At 36.0% G+C, this 14,718-nt stretch carries 20 protein-coding genes; 15 read left to right on the forward strand and 5 right to left on the reverse strand.

What is annotated here, in order from left to right; genetic code table 11:
- Window positions 1-58: 58 nt before the first annotated feature.
- The 5 genes from ACFSW4_RS02920 (at window position 59) to ACFSW4_RS02940 (ending at window position 2,357) form a co-directional block, all read left to right on the forward strand.
- Window positions 59-604, forward strand: a complete 546-nt coding sequence (locus ACFSW4_RS02920; protein WP_054752206.1) for an AAA family ATPase — start codon at window positions 59-61, stop codon at window positions 602-604.
- A complete protein-coding gene (locus ACFSW4_RS02925) occupies window positions 597-794 on the forward strand; it encodes a hypothetical protein (RefSeq protein WP_054752204.1) in 198 nt (65 codons plus the stop codon). The genes ACFSW4_RS02920 and ACFSW4_RS02925 overlap by 8 nt, the downstream gene beginning before the upstream one ends.
- Window positions 791-1,303, forward strand: a complete 513-nt coding sequence (locus ACFSW4_RS02930) for a GNAT family N-acetyltransferase (RefSeq protein ID WP_054752201.1) — start codon at window positions 791-793, stop codon at window positions 1,301-1,303. Before ACFSW4_RS02925 ends, ACFSW4_RS02930 begins: the two co-directional genes overlap by 4 nt.
- Before the next feature lie 127 nt (window positions 1,304-1,430).
- On the forward strand, window positions 1,431-1,523 hold the full coding sequence (locus ACFSW4_RS02935; RefSeq protein ID WP_279401330.1) for a YjcZ family sporulation protein: 93 nt from the start codon (window positions 1,431-1,433) through the stop codon (window positions 1,521-1,523).
- Window positions 1,524-1,688: 165 nt separating this feature from the next.
- Entirely contained in the window at window positions 1,689-2,357 is a 669-nt protein-coding gene (locus ACFSW4_RS02940; RefSeq protein ID WP_377327347.1) for an HAD family hydrolase, read from the forward strand.
- A gap of 37 nt (window positions 2,358-2,394) precedes the next feature.
- On the opposite strand, the gene ACFSW4_RS02945 is transcribed toward ACFSW4_RS02940, so the two are convergent.
- Both ACFSW4_RS02945 and ACFSW4_RS02950 read right to left on the reverse strand, forming a co-directional pair.
- A complete protein-coding gene (locus ACFSW4_RS02945; RefSeq protein WP_377327349.1) occupies window positions 2,395-2,919 on the reverse strand; it encodes an HD domain-containing protein in 525 nt (174 codons plus the stop codon).
- A gap of 105 nt (window positions 2,920-3,024) precedes the next feature.
- A complete protein-coding gene (locus tag ACFSW4_RS02950) occupies window positions 3,025-3,531 on the reverse strand; it encodes a GNAT family N-acetyltransferase (protein ID WP_054752195.1) in 507 nt (168 codons plus the stop codon).
- Between the two features lie 164 nt (window positions 3,532-3,695).
- Here ACFSW4_RS02950 and ACFSW4_RS02955 point away from each other — a divergent pair, with 164 nt between their 5' ends.
- From ACFSW4_RS02955 to ACFSW4_RS02975, 5 genes are all read left to right on the forward strand, one after another.
- Entirely contained in the window at window positions 3,696-4,118 is a 423-nt protein-coding gene (locus ACFSW4_RS02955; RefSeq protein WP_054752193.1) for an HIT family protein, read from the forward strand.
- Window positions 4,119-4,348: 230 nt separating this feature from the next.
- On the forward strand, window positions 4,349-5,155 hold the full coding sequence (locus ACFSW4_RS02960; protein ID WP_054752191.1) for a hypothetical protein: 807 nt from the start codon (window positions 4,349-4,351) through the stop codon (window positions 5,153-5,155).
- A gap of 38 nt (window positions 5,156-5,193) precedes the next feature.
- Window positions 5,194-5,625, forward strand: coding sequence for a metallothiol transferase FosB (gene fosB / locus ACFSW4_RS02965; protein WP_377327351.1), 432 nt, complete (start codon window positions 5,194-5,196; stop codon window positions 5,623-5,625).
- A 4-nt stretch (window positions 5,626-5,629) separates the two neighbouring features.
- The gene (locus ACFSW4_RS02970) at window positions 5,630-6,085 is read left to right on the forward strand and encodes a hypothetical protein (RefSeq protein WP_054752189.1); all 456 of its coding nucleotides are present in this window, start codon (window positions 5,630-5,632) and stop codon (window positions 6,083-6,085) included.
- 79 nt (window positions 6,086-6,164) lie between these two features.
- A complete protein-coding gene (locus tag ACFSW4_RS02975) occupies window positions 6,165-6,803 on the forward strand; it encodes an SIMPL domain-containing protein (RefSeq protein ID WP_054752187.1) in 639 nt (212 codons plus the stop codon).
- A gap of 33 nt (window positions 6,804-6,836) precedes the next feature.
- On the opposite strand, the gene ACFSW4_RS02980 is transcribed toward ACFSW4_RS02975, so the two are convergent.
- The gene (locus ACFSW4_RS02980) at window positions 6,837-7,436 is read right to left on the reverse strand and encodes a restriction endonuclease (RefSeq protein WP_279401329.1); all 600 of its coding nucleotides are present in this window, start codon (window positions 7,434-7,436) and stop codon (window positions 6,837-6,839) included.
- Between the two features lie 156 nt (window positions 7,437-7,592).
- Here ACFSW4_RS02980 and ACFSW4_RS02985 point away from each other — a divergent pair, with 156 nt between their 5' ends.
- Window positions 7,593-9,410 carry a diguanylate cyclase gene (locus tag ACFSW4_RS02985; RefSeq protein WP_377327353.1) on the forward strand — a complete coding sequence of 606 codons (1,818 nt, stop codon included), beginning with the start codon at window positions 7,593-7,595 and terminating at the stop codon, window positions 9,408-9,410.
- 86 nt (window positions 9,411-9,496) lie between these two features.
- Here the strand turns inward: ACFSW4_RS02985 and ACFSW4_RS02990 are convergent, their stop codons facing one another.
- Both ACFSW4_RS02990 and abc-f read right to left on the reverse strand, forming a co-directional pair.
- Window positions 9,497-9,691, reverse strand: coding sequence for a hypothetical protein (locus ACFSW4_RS02990; protein ID WP_054752178.1), 195 nt, complete (start codon window positions 9,689-9,691; stop codon window positions 9,497-9,499).
- Window positions 9,692-9,771: 80 nt separating this feature from the next.
- Window positions 9,772-11,334 carry a ribosomal protection-like ABC-F family protein gene (gene abc-f / locus ACFSW4_RS02995; protein WP_377327355.1) on the reverse strand — a complete coding sequence of 521 codons (1,563 nt, stop codon included), beginning with the start codon at window positions 11,332-11,334 and terminating at the stop codon, window positions 9,772-9,774.
- Window positions 11,335-11,672: 338 nt separating this feature from the next.
- Between abc-f and ACFSW4_RS03000 the strand changes: the two genes are divergently transcribed.
- From ACFSW4_RS03000 to ACFSW4_RS03015, 4 genes are all read left to right on the forward strand, one after another.
- Window positions 11,673-12,428, forward strand: a complete 756-nt coding sequence (locus ACFSW4_RS03000) for a class I SAM-dependent methyltransferase (RefSeq protein WP_377327357.1) — start codon at window positions 11,673-11,675, stop codon at window positions 12,426-12,428.
- 20 nt (window positions 12,429-12,448) lie between these two features.
- Window positions 12,449-13,009, forward strand: coding sequence for a GNAT family N-acetyltransferase (locus tag ACFSW4_RS03005; protein ID WP_054752271.1), 561 nt, complete (start codon window positions 12,449-12,451; stop codon window positions 13,007-13,009).
- 135 nt (window positions 13,010-13,144) lie between these two features.
- A complete protein-coding gene (locus ACFSW4_RS03010) occupies window positions 13,145-14,146 on the forward strand; it encodes a TAXI family TRAP transporter solute-binding subunit (RefSeq protein ID WP_377327359.1) in 1,002 nt (333 codons plus the stop codon).
- Entirely contained in the window at window positions 14,133-14,699 is a 567-nt protein-coding gene (locus ACFSW4_RS03015) for a DUF1850 domain-containing protein (RefSeq protein WP_377327361.1), read from the forward strand. The genes ACFSW4_RS03010 and ACFSW4_RS03015 overlap by 14 nt, the downstream gene beginning before the upstream one ends.
- Window positions 14,700-14,718: the final 19 nt, after the last annotated feature.

Consider the following 14,718-nt stretch of genomic DNA (forward strand, 5'->3'; position numbering starts at 1 on the left):
ATGAGCTTAAAGAATTTATTAAAAACAAACGTGAGTCTAAGTAATAAAGGAGTAGATCATGAGCGCAAATAGTAAGGTTATAGCCATTTCAGGTGTGTCGGGTAGTGGTAAAACCACGGTGACTAAGGCGTTGGTTCAACAATTACATAATGCTAAAACATTTTATTTTGATACCTATGATGTTGAAGGCCCTGAAGATATTGTTAAATGGGTAGAACAAGGTGCAAATTATAATGAATGGGATTTATCTCCGCTACACACAGATATTCAAAGTTCATTAGATCAGTCGTATGATTATATTATTTTAGATTACCCATTCGCTTATCAAAATGAACAAATAGCTAGATTAATAGATTGCGCGATATTTATTGATACCCCTTTAGATGTAGCTTTGGCCAGGAGAATAGTTCGAGATTCTTCAAATGAGAGCACGGATGAAATCTTAAATAGTATGAAGCATTATTTGGCTAATGGGCGTAAAGGTTATACCCAAATGCTAAACACGATAAAACCGGACTCCGATATAATAGTAGAGGGTAACCAAAGTATTGATAAAATAGTAGAATACATAAAGTCGAAAATTTGGGGGGTAAAGATTGGCTGAAATTATTCTCTTTTTAGTGAGTTTATTTATCCTTTATCTAGTCATTCAAGCTGCTGTAAGAAATGGAATTAACAACTCATTAGTTGGTAAATATCTAAGAGAAAAACACGGTATTAAAGAGGGAGAAATAATATCTCCATTTGAAGAATCTCTTGAAGACGAAGATAATAAAGGAAGTGACAGGACATGACGATTAGGAAAGCTACTGAAGATGATGCTAAAGGAATGGCCAAGGTTCACGTGGATACTTGGAGAACAACCTATACAGGAATTGTCCCAGATGAATATTTAAATAACCTTTCTTATCAAGAGCGTGAGAACATGTGGCGTCAGGCTATTCCACATGGTGGTGTATACGTGGCTGAAGTTGATGGTAAAGTTGTTGGATTTGCGAACGGTGGCAAGGAACGTAGTGGGAATTACCCAGACTATGGCAGTGAATTATATGCTATTTACATATTAAAAGAGTATCAAGGTCAAGGAATAGGGGAGAAGTTGGTCTTATCTGTAGCCAAGAATCTAGTTGATCAAGGTTATACATCCATGCTAGTCCTCGTGTTAGAAGATAACCCATCAAAGCATTTTTACGAATTAATGGGAGCAGGTTATATAGACAATGAAGAATTAGAAATTAGTGGTAAAAAACTGAAGGAACTCGTATATGGTTGGAGTGACCTTGATAGTTTAGTTAACTCCTGATCAGTAGAGACACCCAATTAATTTAGACATATATACAAAAAAATTGTGCACCTTCCTATTCCTGCCCAACCAAAATTGACTTTTAGACATAACATGGAATAGAAATCAATTAGGGAGGTGCCTCAGAATGAACAAAGGTTATGGTTACAATGACAGCTTTGTGTTAATTGTTGTATTGTTTATCCTTCTAATTATCGTTGGTGCATCTTTTTATTGCTAAGCTAGCATCATAACTACCCCATCAGAAGGGCTCCAATAAGGGGCTCTTCTTTCTTCTATAAGTGGGACAACTACTTAAATGATTTGACTTAGTGAATAATAATAAGTGCATCATTCCCAATTTATGCTAAAATGGAAACAAATTAACCAATGTAGAGGTGTTCATGTGAGAGTCATTACAGTTGATTTCGATGGCACGTTGTATCAAGGTAATTCGTTTAAAGTGATGTTTGATGTCGCGAAAAAACAGTATGGAGCAAAGCAGTGGGCAGTTGTAGGTTTTGGAACGCTTAAAGCATTAGGGAAGCTTGTAACAAGCGGTAAGGAACCTGCAAAGCATATGTTCTTTCGTTCGTTTGTTAAATCGTTTAAAGGAAAGTCGAAGTCGGAACTAGAAGGCTTTTTCTACGCATTAGCGAATGGAGATCTAGAAAGAGTCAACCGTCCTTTAGTTGAAAAGGTTAAACAGCATATTGAAAATGGGGACAAGGTTGTGATTCTTTCTGGTGCCTTGAACCCCTTTTTGACAGCTTTTAGAGAAGCGGTTGGTTTAGAAGATGCTGATATAATAGGGTCTGAGCTGTTTTATGATGAGAATAATATCGCTATTGGAAAAATGGGCGATATCGTAAATGGAGATAAGAAAGCTGAAAAGGTTCAAGAGTGGCTTAAAAATCGAGGGTTAACAGTTGATGACGTGACTTTATGGGCTTATGCAGACAGTGAGAGTGATGGGCCATTATTGGACATGGTTGATTATCCGTTTGTCGTTAACCCAGATGAAGATATGGAAAAGCTTGCGCAACAAAAAGGCTGGCCTGTATTTGGAAGTTAATATGTAAAGCATCTGTTCATATGGGCAGATGCTTTTATTATGAGCCTGTTAAAACGTTTGTATGACTTAACTGATCATCTAACTGTCTGATCTGTTTCAACTCTTCTTGATGATTAATCTGCTCATAGTGATGGGCATCATTCGGTTGTTTATCTAGCTCATCAGCTAGGTGGACGACTTCTTGTAATGGCGAACGGTTAAAATCACCTGATGGTAATGCAGATTCTGTGTGAAATAATATGGCGTGAGCGATTTCTTTAGCAGCTTGTTTATCTTCACCAAGGCGAACGAGAAGTTTATGAGCACGTTCGGCTCCTTTAATAGGATGAATATCACAGGCTTTGTATTGTTCATAATCCCATTCGCCCTTGTTATACCAAGTGTAGTGACCGATGTCATGTAAAAATCCAGCTTTAACTGCAAGTTCAGGATTAACGTTATACTTGGTCGCTAATTCGTAGGCTTTATGAGCGACCGAAATCGCATGAGCCATTCCTGAACGGCGAACATACTTTTGAACTATTGGATGAACATAGATGTCTTCTAACGTTACGCGTTTCATGTCTTGTCCTCCTTTTTAGGTTAAATTATCGATATATTAACACTACTTCTGAGTACATTGCAAGTAAATTTTGCTTATGTGTTAATTAACCGTTTTTAACCTAAACTAAACAAACGATTTGAGGCTCCTCCAATAGCGAATTGAAACTAACTGGTCGTCTCCTTCTGTATAAACTACTTTTCTATTTCTCGGAACAAAACCACGAGATTCATAGAAGGGAATCCCATATGGATTACGATCCTGAACGGATACCCACTGCTCAATAGCACCTTGATTGACTTGTTCAGAGGTTAAAGCTTGAAGTAATTTCTTACCGATTCCCTGGTAACGAAAGTCAGGATTCATGTAAAAAACGAATATTTCGCTAGTGTTAACACCGGTCATACCACCGCCTATGACACCAACAACCTTAGAGTCTATCATCGCAACATGTGTGTAAGCACCACTCTTAATATCACTCTGAATCTTGTCTATGTTATACCAATAGTCAATGTTATCTTGTTTGAAGTCTTCATTTGATAAATACTTAACGGTTTGAAGCCAGCCTTTCGAACAAATCTCGCTAATAGCTTCAGCGTGATTGAGTTCTGGCTTTTGAATGGTTAATGACATGTGATCACTTCATTTCCATTTATAATTTATGGTTATAATAACATAAAATTACAAAATCTTTAGTCTTTAAAAGGAACTAGTAAAAGTAATCTCGAAGTGTAGTAAGAGTTTAATATTTTTGGTTCGGGATAGAAGTCAGTTGAAAACAAATTTATTACAAATGAATGGACGTGGCATGGGTGGAAATAGTTAGTCAATGTGTGTTTTGCTATACAGAATTAGATCCAAGACAGAAAATCGTTTTAAGCAATGATCATTGCTACTTTCTACAACTAGACTACTTTCGGCAACATGGAGTTACACTTGAAGGGGCAGGTGTGGTTGTTCCTAAGAATCATCGGGAAACTGTTTTTGATTTAACAGAAGAGGAATGGCAATCGACTTTTGAATTATTACAGGAAGTCAAACAATATTTGGATGACAACTATCTGCCTGACGGATACAATATCGGTTGGAACTGCGGTGAAGTTGGCGGACAGTCGATCTTCCATGCACATTTACATGTATTACCCCGCTACAAAAATGAGGCACTGGCTGGAAAGGGCATTAGATATCTTCTAAAAGCAGCAGAAAATAAGCGTAAGTGATGGAATACGTATTTATAGTTAACTAAACCTAAAGGTATTAATTGAAAATTTCTTTTATAAATTAACGTCTTAATAGATAGGTATATTTGAGGGATATTTATATGACCTTAGTCGGTTTTTTGGATAAACTGTAAAAAACATAGACTTATAGAAAAACTTTCAAGTAGAATAAGGTCAAATAAATCGGTGGTTCTTATGGGGGTGGTTCAGTAAGGTTCTTATGTTTATTCATGATAACCGTGGTTTTAATGGGCTGTCAGGAGCAGGTAGATGTTTCAGAAGAGCCAATAGAACCAAATCACACTGAACCTGAAATAGACTATGAATCTGAAAAGCCAAGGCAAGTGAGCGAAGAGAAAGTAATCGGTGAAATAGAAAAATCACCAAGTGACCCTGCTGTAAGCCCTGTGATTGGCCTTAGCGAAGCCAAAACGATTGTTAACAACAACTTAGTAAATATGATGAAAACGATGCAAGAACTACAGATGAATCACTCAGAATGGTTCGGAGTTAAGCCAAAAACAGATGCTTATACAGAGGGGGTATCAACAACCAAGGATGCTTTAAAGCCATATATTGCAAAATCATTTCTTGACAAGTGGGCTGTCACTTATTTCGAAGAGTTCTTTTTGAATAACCATATGTATGAAGCGCTTCATCCCAGTGGAATGAACACTCGTTTTTATTTAAAAGAATTTACTGAAGATCAGTTTACGTTAAGTTATATTCAATTAGGGGATGAAGGTTATTTAGAGACCATGAGGTTTGATGTTTCTTATGTTAATGAAGATGATGCCTGGAAGTTTGCTGGATACAATTCAGAAACGGTAACAGAGACATTAGACTTAACAGCAGACGACTTAAAACACGCTTTTGTACATTTTGAAACGTTTAAGCGGCTGGAAGGTGAACTGGTTAAAACGCAGATATTTGAAGGGGAAGAATATCTAATCCTCGACTATGGCGATTTTAAATGTGCCATTAATTCACGTACTGGTGAAGAGAATTCAATAGTACTAGAACAATCAGAATTTTAAACGTCACAATAGAGGACGTTTTTTATGAGGTGATTTTCTTGAACATCAAAGGTCTAAACCATTTATTATTTTCCGTATCAAATTTAGAAAAATCAATTACATTTTACGAAAACGTATTTGGGGCTAAGTTGTTAGTTAAGGGGAGAACAACGGCTTATTTTGATTTAAATGGCATGTGGATCGCTCTCAATGAAGAAAAAGATATTCCGCGAAAAGAGATTGATCATTCGTATACGCATATAGCTTTTTCTATAGAAGACGAAGGTTTTGAAGAGGCAATAAAAAGATTAGAAGATCTAGGTGTCAATATACTGATGGGTCGTGCTCGAGATCCAAAAGATAAAAAGTCTATATATTTTACTGATCTCGATGGTCATAAGTTTGAGTTCCACACAGGGGATTTAAATGATCGATTAGAGTATTACAGGAATGAAAAACAGCATATGGAATTTTTTGATGATTCGGAGTGATATTTTGAATGCAAAGACAGTTGAATGGAAACCGAAATTAAAAACAGTTATATCTTTTTTTCTAATTACAATTGGCCTTTTGGGCTTATGTTATGTACTAGTTTACAATTATTCATTTATGCCAAATGGCTATGATGTAATATCTAAGGAGCATTATGAATTGACAGTTATTAAGTATAATTGGCTAGGACAAACAGATGAAATAATTACTAAAGACTTTAAAGATGAACCTAATCCTAGAGTTGCGAATTATGTGGCAAAAACGATAAATGGTTTGAAGCTAAAATATTTTCTAGCATTCTTTGTCATTACAATGTCTGCGATTCTAATGTTCTATGAAGTAAAGGTGAAGGAGAAAAAATGGTGGAAATCAATATTTTATTCGGGATTTGTTGTTAATCTATTGCAAATCATTATTATCGCTCAAGAACTTGATCGAATTCAACAGACGTTGTCTTAAAGTAAAATCGTCACACACCTAACTAATTTGGCATGAAATAGTATGAAAGAACTTTTATAAAGTTAGGTGGTCCATTATTATGGTAGAACAGGAAAGACATGACGAACGTATACTAGCTGTAATGGGAGAAGGGGTTGTTACAACAGAGCCGAACGTTGCACAAGTGGTTCTTGGAGTTGTGACTGAGGATGAGAATTTGTCAGTCGCTCAGCGCCAAAATGCTGATTTTATCAATCAGGTTATTCAAGCTCTGATGAATGAAGGAATTCCAAGAGAAGAAATTCAAACAGTCGACTATTCCATTCAGCCACTATATGACTATGTTGAAGGTGTGCAGCAATTCAGAGGTTACCAAGTTTCACATATGCTAAGTGTAACGATTGATGAAATAGGCAGTGTTGGCCAAGTAATTGATTCAGCAGTGGAGGCTGGGGCAAATCGAGTAATAGATATTCAGTTCTCTGTTAGTCACCCAGAAGTCTTTTATCAATTAGCATTAACACGTGCATTAGAGGATGCAGTGGGGAAAGCGGAAACGTTGGCAGAAGCTATGAATACAGATCTTGATTTAGTTCCTGTTAAAGTTGTGGAGTTATCAAGTGATTCACCGATTACTTATCAAACGTTTGCATTAGCTGAATCTGGTGGAGGAACGCCGATTGAGCCTGGTCAAATGGATATAAAAGCTAGAATTGAAGCTAAATTTCACTATATGTAATTTGACTCACCATAACTTATGGTGAGTTTTTAATTAAGCTAATTCTCCATCTGTTTCGTAAACATGTGAATCCATCGTATCAAGCCAGTAGTTAACTAAGGTCGTTCCATCAATAAGCTCAATATCTAATTCACTTGCGTATTCTCGAGCGGAATCCGTAAATCCACTGGTTGTAATCACATAGCCTCCTTTTGCGCCGCTTTTAATCATGTTTGAGTGAAGCACGGCAATAGGGCCTGCTCCTATATTATCTTTAAAAACATTAACTTGCCCCAAATATAACTCACCTTCTAAATAATGTTCAAAATCAATGCCATGATCATCACTTTCGGGAGTCGTGTAAATGTTACCGCCAAGGTGTTTTTTCAAAATCCGCGCGACAAAGTCTTCAAATTCTAAAGGGGTTTGTTTTAAAAATAAATCCGTGCCGCCTTCAAATACAATTTCGTCATCTTCATTTCGCGACCTGGGATAATTAAATCGATAAGCTAAGCCCATCGCTATGGTTTTCTTTATTTCTTCACTTTGTTCAATTTTTCGTGCCGCATTAGCATCCTTATCTTTTTGTTCTTTTCTTAAAAACCACATTAAAACACCGATGAGTACTAATTGTAAGACAACTAACATTAACATTTGATCACCTCAATAACAATGTGGTCAGAAAAAAATGGGAATATACTTTTAAAAATTGTTAATTGTAATAAAATGAGGGTATTTGATTTCTGTTAAGAATATTTTGTAATTATGGTAAAATAGTACTATAAACAGACAGTTAAAGGGTGTGCTTAAATGAAGCAGGCTAAGTGGCTTGTTATACCAGCAATTTTAGTTTTATTTGGTTGGTTTTGGTCTGTCATGAGTGAAGATGATGAGGTGCGAGGCTTTGGTGGTCAGTTTAATTTAACCAGTGCTCTCTCAACAGAAGATATGGTTCCACTAAATGGCCAATGGATGTATTACCCTAACCAACTAGTAGGTCCCCAAGCATCGGTTTTTGGCGGATTTGATGTTCGATTAATAGATGTCCCTCATTCTACAAAAGAATATGATTTTGGCACGTATCAAACTGATTTTAATCTCCCTCCAGATCTTGTCGGAGAGTTATTGTCACTATACATACCGAATTTAGGCCACGCTTATAAAGTTTGGATTAATGATGAATTGATGGTGGAAGAAGGTAAGGTTGACTTAGACCGTGCATCAACCATTCCAGCTAAACGCGCTCATATGCTGGATTTCACATCAAATGAACGAATGGTTACCTTGACCATTCAAGTATCCAACCATTATTTACGTACGGGTGGTTTATCACAAGAAATATTAATAGGGAAGCATGATGAAATTTCAAGGTCCTTCATGCTTGACCGAAGTTTAGCCTTAATTGTTTGTGGTAGTTTAATAATTTTATTTTTGTATTATATCTTCTCATATTTAATTCAGCGGAAAGAACGATATCATCTATTTTTCTCACTGCTTGTGCTCATTGTAATTGTTCGGTTGCTTTTGGAAGGTGACAAATTAATCTTTTATTTCTTTCCCAATTTTTCTTGGGAATGGTCTATGAAATTAGAGTATTTATCCTTCATATGGTTGTTACCATTGTTTTCGTATGTAATTTCATTCATGTATCCAAAGCAAGCGAATACGACGTTTACTCGTATATATTTTATAGGTGTGTTGGCAGTTTCTTTTGTTATATTGCTGACGCCAAGCTACGTATACACTCATTATTTATTGCTTTTCCAATTAACGTTAGTGGTTGGATTTGTTTATATTTTTAAAGTGGTTTGGCAGGCTTATCGAGCTAATGAAGCATACTCATTTATTAATATTATCGGTTTGTTCGTTTTACTAATGACAGCTGCCAACGATGTCTTTTATTACAATGAATGGATTGCAACTGAACCAATCTTATCAATCGGGTTTTTATTCTACTTGTTCATTCAGACCGTCATATTAGCCATTCAGCATGGAAGAACTGTTGAGCAATACAAACAGTCTTCAAATGAGCTAAAAGCTTTAAATACTCAGTTAGAGGAGAAGGTTCATGCAAGAACGGCTGAGCTTAAACAATCCCAAAAAGAATTGGTTGAGAAGAATCGTTTCTTAAAGAAGATTTCCTACCTTGATGAACTCACACATATTCCAAACAGGCGCTCTTTTGCGAATGTGTTAGAAAAAGATTTGGCTGAAGCAAAACAAAATAACGAATCGATATCGCTCATGTTAATTGATCTAGACTTATTCAAAAAAATTAATGATCAGTACGGACATCAAATGGGTGATGCTTGTCTAAAAATATTCGCCGAATTACTGAACCAGCATTTCTCTGAACACAGCCACTTTGTTGCTCGTTATGGCGGTGAGGAGTTTGTTGCTATTTGCCGAGGTGAAACGTTACAGGCAATTGAACAATCCGCCAATAATTTAAGAGAAAGGGTGTTGAAGCTAAAAGTGCCAGGAGTATCACAAGGGGAGTTAACAATCAGTGTAGGGATTAGTTATTCAGAAAATGCGAATATAACCGATAATGAGTTGTTTGAACAAGCGGATGCAGCTTTATATAAGGCGAAGGATCAAGGAAGAAATCAGGTGGTCGTTTACTAGACTTAATTAAGATCGGTATTAAATGCCGAGCTTTTGAACTGCCATAAAAAAAGACCCCGTTTATTAAATAAACGAGGACATTTAGGTTACTTTGTGGCACTTTTTAAGTTTCTAAATGCATTCCAGACTAAGATCGCACCAAACACCACTGAGCCAACTAGTCCTACAACGTAAAGCAAAGTGTCTAGGAAATTAGCTAACCCTTCTAATAAATCAGTACGCACGGGTATGAACATAAATCCAAATGCAGCCAGAAAACCGTAAAATAGTCGCTGATCCATAAGCTGTCTCCCTTCTGAAGTTGTCCTCCATACACATTATTCAGTAATGAATGGAAGTATGACAGGACTATAGTAGGGGTCTACTTATTCTGTTTTAGATCGTTTTTGATTTTTAGTAACCGTTCAAATTCTTCTTCAAGTTCTTCTTTGGGAGATATACTTAATTGACTTAAAACTTCGCTAATTCGAGTTTCAATCAATAATAGCTGTTCATCGGTATTTGATTGGTCTTGGGATGCCCAAAAGTCCTTTTCTGTTCCAGCTTGAATATAAACTTTCTGATTATGAAAGATGACGCTCTTTTCAGCAACATTTTCAACTAGTCTCCGGTCGTGTGAGACGAATAGAATTGTTCCGGGATATTCTTTAAGTAAATTCTCTAATGCTATTAAGGCCTCAATATCTAGAAAATTGGTAGGTTCATCTAGAATAAGAGTATTAACATCACTGACGAAAATTTTGGCTAAAGCTACTTTAACACGCTCTCCGCCACTTAGTATGTTAATTTTCTTATGAACTGAATCACGTCTGAATCCTAAACGTGCAAGAACTGTACGTATTAAAGTTTCACTTTGTGAAGAACTTTCTTTACAACTATCTAATATCGATTGGTTTACATTTAAATGCTCTAGTTGTTGGGCAAAATAACCTACTTTTAATTGAGGTGACCTTTGAACATGTTCGTCATTCAAGAGTTTATGAATTAATGTTGTTTTACCAGTCCCATTTGGACCAATTAAGGCAATTTTTTCTCCATTATGAACGTTAAAAGTTACTGGAGAGTCCCATAGTGTTTTATCTCCAATTGAACCATCTAATTGTTGGCAACTTATTAGAGTTTTATTTGTTGCAGGAATGGCAGCAGCTAATTCCATCTGAATTGGAGGTAATTCTTTTATTTTTTCTACCTTGTCAAGTTGATCGATTCTAGATTGCATTGCTTTCGCACCTTGATTAAGCTTTTTTTGTTTCTTCGCAAAATAAGGTTTTGCCCCGGTTATTTTAGCTTCTGATTTAGAAACTTTCTTTGGTTTATTAGTTGCTCGTTTTGCCTTTTGTTTCTTGGCTTTTAAAGCATTTTCAAGCTGTTTTTTCTTATTTATATACTTTTCATATTCTTTTTCATAATGTTGAAGGTGTTTTTGCTTTTGTTCTTCATAATCGGAATAGTTTCCCCTGTATTCTTTGATTTTCCCTTCTTCAATCTCCCATATCTTGGTGCATAACTGATCTAGAAACTCTCTGTCATGGGAAACTATGACAAAAGAGTAACGAGAGTCTTTCAGTTTAGCTTCTAGTTCCTGAATATTTTGTTGATCTAAGTGAGTCGTGGGCTCATCAAGTAATAGTAAATCTTTATTTAAAGAGAAAATAAGTTTAATCCACTCTTGAGTAATTTCGCCGCCGCTTTTAGTTTCTTGTTTAGGCTTTAGTTGGGGAAGGTATGCTATGGAACCGTAACGAGTAATCGAGCCGTCAGTAGGCTTCAATTCTCCTTTTAAGATTTTTAATAAAGTTGTTTTACCAGAACCGTTGTGTCCAATAAGGCCAATTCGATCATTTTTTTGAATAGATAACTCATCTATTTGAAATAATGTTCGGTCCATAAGTTCGTAATTCAAATCTTTTAAATGAAATAACATATAAACACTCCTATCTTGGTTAGATAGGATAGGCATAAAAAAAGCCTACCCCTAGAATTAAAGGATAGGAGAGCATAAAAAGACCCCTATCCTACACAAAGATAAAAGCATGACGAACTTACCCTTAACAAATAATTGCTGAGGGTCAAGCATACATACTTTTACCAATTGAGTAAGATAGAGATTAATCCATTGGCCTACAGTTCACGTCTTTCTAATTAATTTATATGTATTATAAATAATAAAAATTAATTTCGCAACTAAATTCTAAAAATTCCTACTTTAGATTGAAGGGAATAATTGTAATGAACAGAATTAATATGGTAGGAGGGTCGCTGATGAAAATAACTGATTTCTCAAAGGTGGCTAAACAATACGATCAGAATCCATTTAGACTGGATGAGTTAGATGTAGACCAAGATTTAATGAATCTAATTAGTACAAATGCTGAACTGAATGTTTTGGACTTGTCCTGTGGAACAGGTTTGTACTTAGAAAAGCAAATGAGTTTACTTCAGACTGAATCGATTCATTGGCATGGTTTAGACAAATCAATAGATATGTTAAATCAAGCTCAAAATAGAGTAAGTGGAGTAGATCTTCGTTTAGGTTCTGCTGAAGAGCTGCCTTATAATCATGAATCCTTTGATTATATTGTGAATAACTACGCGTTTCATCATTATTGCGACAAAGACAAAGCTTTAGATGAAATTGAGCGTGTATTAAAACGGTTTGGGATTTTTAAGATGCATAATATCTCTATTCATGACATGAAAGAATGGTGGGTTTATCACTATTTTCCTGAAGCATTTAATGAAGATTTAAAGAGGTTTTGGACTCAAAATCATCTCTTTAATATGTTGGAGGATAAAGGGTTCAAAGTAGAAATTAATACACATTATCAAATGCTTAAGATAAAGGTTAAGGATTACCTGTTTTATGCGGAGAATAGAGATATATCAGTACTTACTTTAATTCATGATGAACATTACAAAAAAGGTTTAGACAGGATGAGAGCTGACGTTATCAATAATCCAGAATATGAGATTGTAGTCAACTTTGCCGTAATGGATTGTAAGGCTAGAAAAAAATGAGGGCGTAATGGGTGATGGTTATGGTGGATCCCACTAAATGGGAAATTAGTACAAAACGCTTAATCATAAGACCTTATTGTAAGGCAGATTATGAACAATGGTGGCAAGGGTTTAATGGGCGGAAGCCTTCACAATATAAGTTTGATGAAGGAAGACCAAGAGATATGTCGAGGTTTACACGAAAGTGGTTTTCTAAGTGGATTTCAGGCTTTGAAGAAAAAGCTAAAAATGATGAGATGTATATCTTAGGAGTATTTCGCAAGTTGGATGGGGCAGCAATCGGAAAGGTCGAATTAGTAACGATTCTAAGGCACGATTATCAATGGGGAATGATTGGTTACTCTATTAACAATCAATATTGGAGTCGTGGGTACGGGACAGAATGCGTCAAAGCGTTTACAGAAGCAGTTCTAAATGATCTTGAGTTTCATAGAATTGAATTACATATAAATCCTGAAAATACCCCATCGGTTAGGCTTGCTCACAGGGTAGGCTATCAGTTGGAGTGTAAACGGAAAGAGTTTACAAAGGAAAACGGAGCATGGCAAGATATGTTAGTTTTCTATCAAAATAGTCATTAGATCTGTCTGAAAATCCTATTGAAGCTATGTCTAGTTAATGCTTACATTTTCTAGAAGGTTACTAGACATTGTCGTTTGTTTTAGAGTACAATTATGGTATGATAAATTTTCCAAACAAAATACATTAAGGGGGTAATGTTTGTGAAAAAGTTTAGTTTAATTCTAGTAATCTTTTTATCGCTAGGCATGCTTCTTGCTGCTTGTGGTGGCGGTAGTGAAGGTGGTAGCGAAGGAGAAAGTGGCGGAGAATCTGGTGGAAGTGACTGGGTTGAAAACGTTACGTTTCTAACTGGTGGTGAAGCAGGTACATACTTCCCGCTAGGTACAGCAATGGCTGATGTGGTTACAAATAATGTTGATGGTGTAACAGTTAACGCGCTTGTAAGTGGAGCTTCTGTTGTCAACATTAATGATATCTCTGCTGGTGAAGCGGATTTAGCTTTAGTCCAGAATGATACCGCTTTCTATGCACAAGAAGGATCTAAAATGTTTGAAGAAGTAAAGGATGGTTATAGTGGTGTATTCACCATCTATCCTGAAACCATTCAAATTGTAACAACTGCTGATAGTGGTATTGAAACAGTAGAAGATTTAGTTGGTAAGCGTGTAGCAGTAGGGGACGTTGGTTCTGGTACTGAGGCTAATGCTGAGCAAATTCTAGGTGCTCACGACATTACATTCGATGATATCAGTGCAGAACATATGGGATTCGGTGATGCATCAACTAACTTACAAGATGGTAACATTGATGCTGCCTTTGTAACATCAGGTACACCGACTGCAAGCATTCAAGAGTTAAGTGCTACAACTGATATTCGTCTAGTAAGCATTAATGAAGATAAAATCAAACAGTTAATGGATGAATATCCTTACTATGCTAAGCAAGAAATTAGTGCTGACAGTTATGAAAACTTTGACAGCACAGCTACTACTGTAGCCGTTCAAGCGATGTTAATCGCAAGCAACGATCTTCCTGAAGATCAAGTTTATGAAATGGTTAAAGCTATTTTCGAAAACAAAGGTGATATCGAGGAAGCACACGAACGTGGAAAAGAATTAACAGTTGAAACGGCTCAAGACGGTATGTCAATTGACTTACACCCAGGAGCAGAGAAATACCTAAATGAGCAAGAGTAATCGTTCAACTGAACACGACAACCAAAAGGCATTGCGTCTAAGCAATGCCTTTTTTAAGAAAAAATATTGGTTAATAACGATTATTGCCGTAACAACTGTTGTGTTATTACTTACCATTCAATCGGGCAAAAAGTTAGTTATTGAAGACCTTCAAACAGGTCATATTTTGTGGCAAGAACAAGTTGATCGTGGTGATTGGTTTTCGCATCGCTATATTCATTCAGTTGAAAAATCTCCAGTTATAGAAAAATTTAAAATTAGTGGTGATTGGAGAATTTTAACGATGGAAAGTTGGACGAAGTCATTTGGCGCTGGGTTGCCATATGAAGATAAAGGCGATGTTGAAATGAAGGATGGCTTTTTTGTCATTAAAAATTTAAACAGACCTGTATTTGGCGGGGAACTTAAATTTCAGCCATCTCATCTTTATCCTCATACTTTTAAATTTAAAGATCAAACAATAACATTTTCAGAACCTCCTTATTCTGAGACACAAATATTAGTAGAAATACAAAATGCCACCTTGTGGGATCAGCTGAAGATGCTATTCTAATTTGATGGCATAAAATAAA

Origin of the sequence: Piscibacillus salipiscarius, from assembly GCF_042685285.1 — a bacterium.
GTDB classification, from domain to species: Bacteria; Bacillota; Bacilli; order Bacillales; family Alkalibacillaceae; genus Piscibacillus; species Piscibacillus salipiscarius.

Excerpts from the sequence above, each read along its gene's own strand:
- ACFSW4_RS03000 (WP_377327357.1), top strand. The coding sequence starts at position 11,673 with ATGAAAATAACTGATTTCTCAAAGGTGGCTAAACAATACGATCAGAAT.
- ACFSW4_RS03010 (WP_377327359.1), top strand. The coding sequence starts at position 13,145 with ATGTTTGTGAAAAAGTTTAGTTTAATTCTAGTAATCTTTTTATCGCTA.
- ACFSW4_RS02930 (WP_054752201.1), top strand. The coding sequence starts at position 791 with ATGACGATTAGGAAAGCTACTGAAGATGATGCTAAAGGAATGGCCAAG.
- ACFSW4_RS02950 (WP_054752195.1), bottom strand. The coding sequence starts at position 3,531 with ATGTCATTAACCATTCAAAAGCCAGAACTCAATCACGCTGAAGCTATT.
- ACFSW4_RS02975 (WP_054752187.1), top strand. The coding sequence starts at position 6,165 with ATGGTAGAACAGGAAAGACATGACGAACGTATACTAGCTGTAATGGGA.
- ACFSW4_RS02945 (WP_377327349.1), bottom strand. The coding sequence starts at position 2,919 with ATGAAACGCGTAACGTTAGAAGACATCTATGTTCATCCAATAGTTCAA.
- abc-f (WP_377327355.1), bottom strand. The coding sequence starts at position 11,334 with ATGTTATTTCATTTAAAAGATTTGAATTACGAACTTATGGACCGAACA.
- ACFSW4_RS02955 (WP_054752193.1), top strand. The coding sequence starts at position 3,696 with ATGGACGTGGCATGGGTGGAAATAGTTAGTCAATGTGTGTTTTGCTAT.
- ACFSW4_RS03015 (WP_377327361.1), top strand. The coding sequence starts at position 14,133 with ATGAGCAAGAGTAATCGTTCAACTGAACACGACAACCAAAAGGCATTG.
- ACFSW4_RS02990 (WP_054752178.1), bottom strand. The coding sequence starts at position 9,691 with ATGGATCAGCGACTATTTTACGGTTTTCTGGCTGCATTTGGATTTATG.
- ACFSW4_RS02935 (WP_279401330.1), top strand. The coding sequence starts at position 1,431 with ATGAACAAAGGTTATGGTTACAATGACAGCTTTGTGTTAATTGTTGTA.
- ACFSW4_RS02985 (WP_377327353.1), top strand. The coding sequence starts at position 7,593 with ATGAAGCAGGCTAAGTGGCTTGTTATACCAGCAATTTTAGTTTTATTT.
- ACFSW4_RS02960 (WP_054752191.1), top strand. The coding sequence starts at position 4,349 with ATGATAACCGTGGTTTTAATGGGCTGTCAGGAGCAGGTAGATGTTTCA.
- ACFSW4_RS02920 (WP_054752206.1), top strand. The coding sequence starts at position 59 with ATGAGCGCAAATAGTAAGGTTATAGCCATTTCAGGTGTGTCGGGTAGT.
- ACFSW4_RS02980 (WP_279401329.1), bottom strand. The coding sequence starts at position 7,436 with ATGTTAATGTTAGTTGTCTTACAATTAGTACTCATCGGTGTTTTAATG.
- ACFSW4_RS03005 (WP_054752271.1), top strand. The coding sequence starts at position 12,449 with ATGGTGGATCCCACTAAATGGGAAATTAGTACAAAACGCTTAATCATA.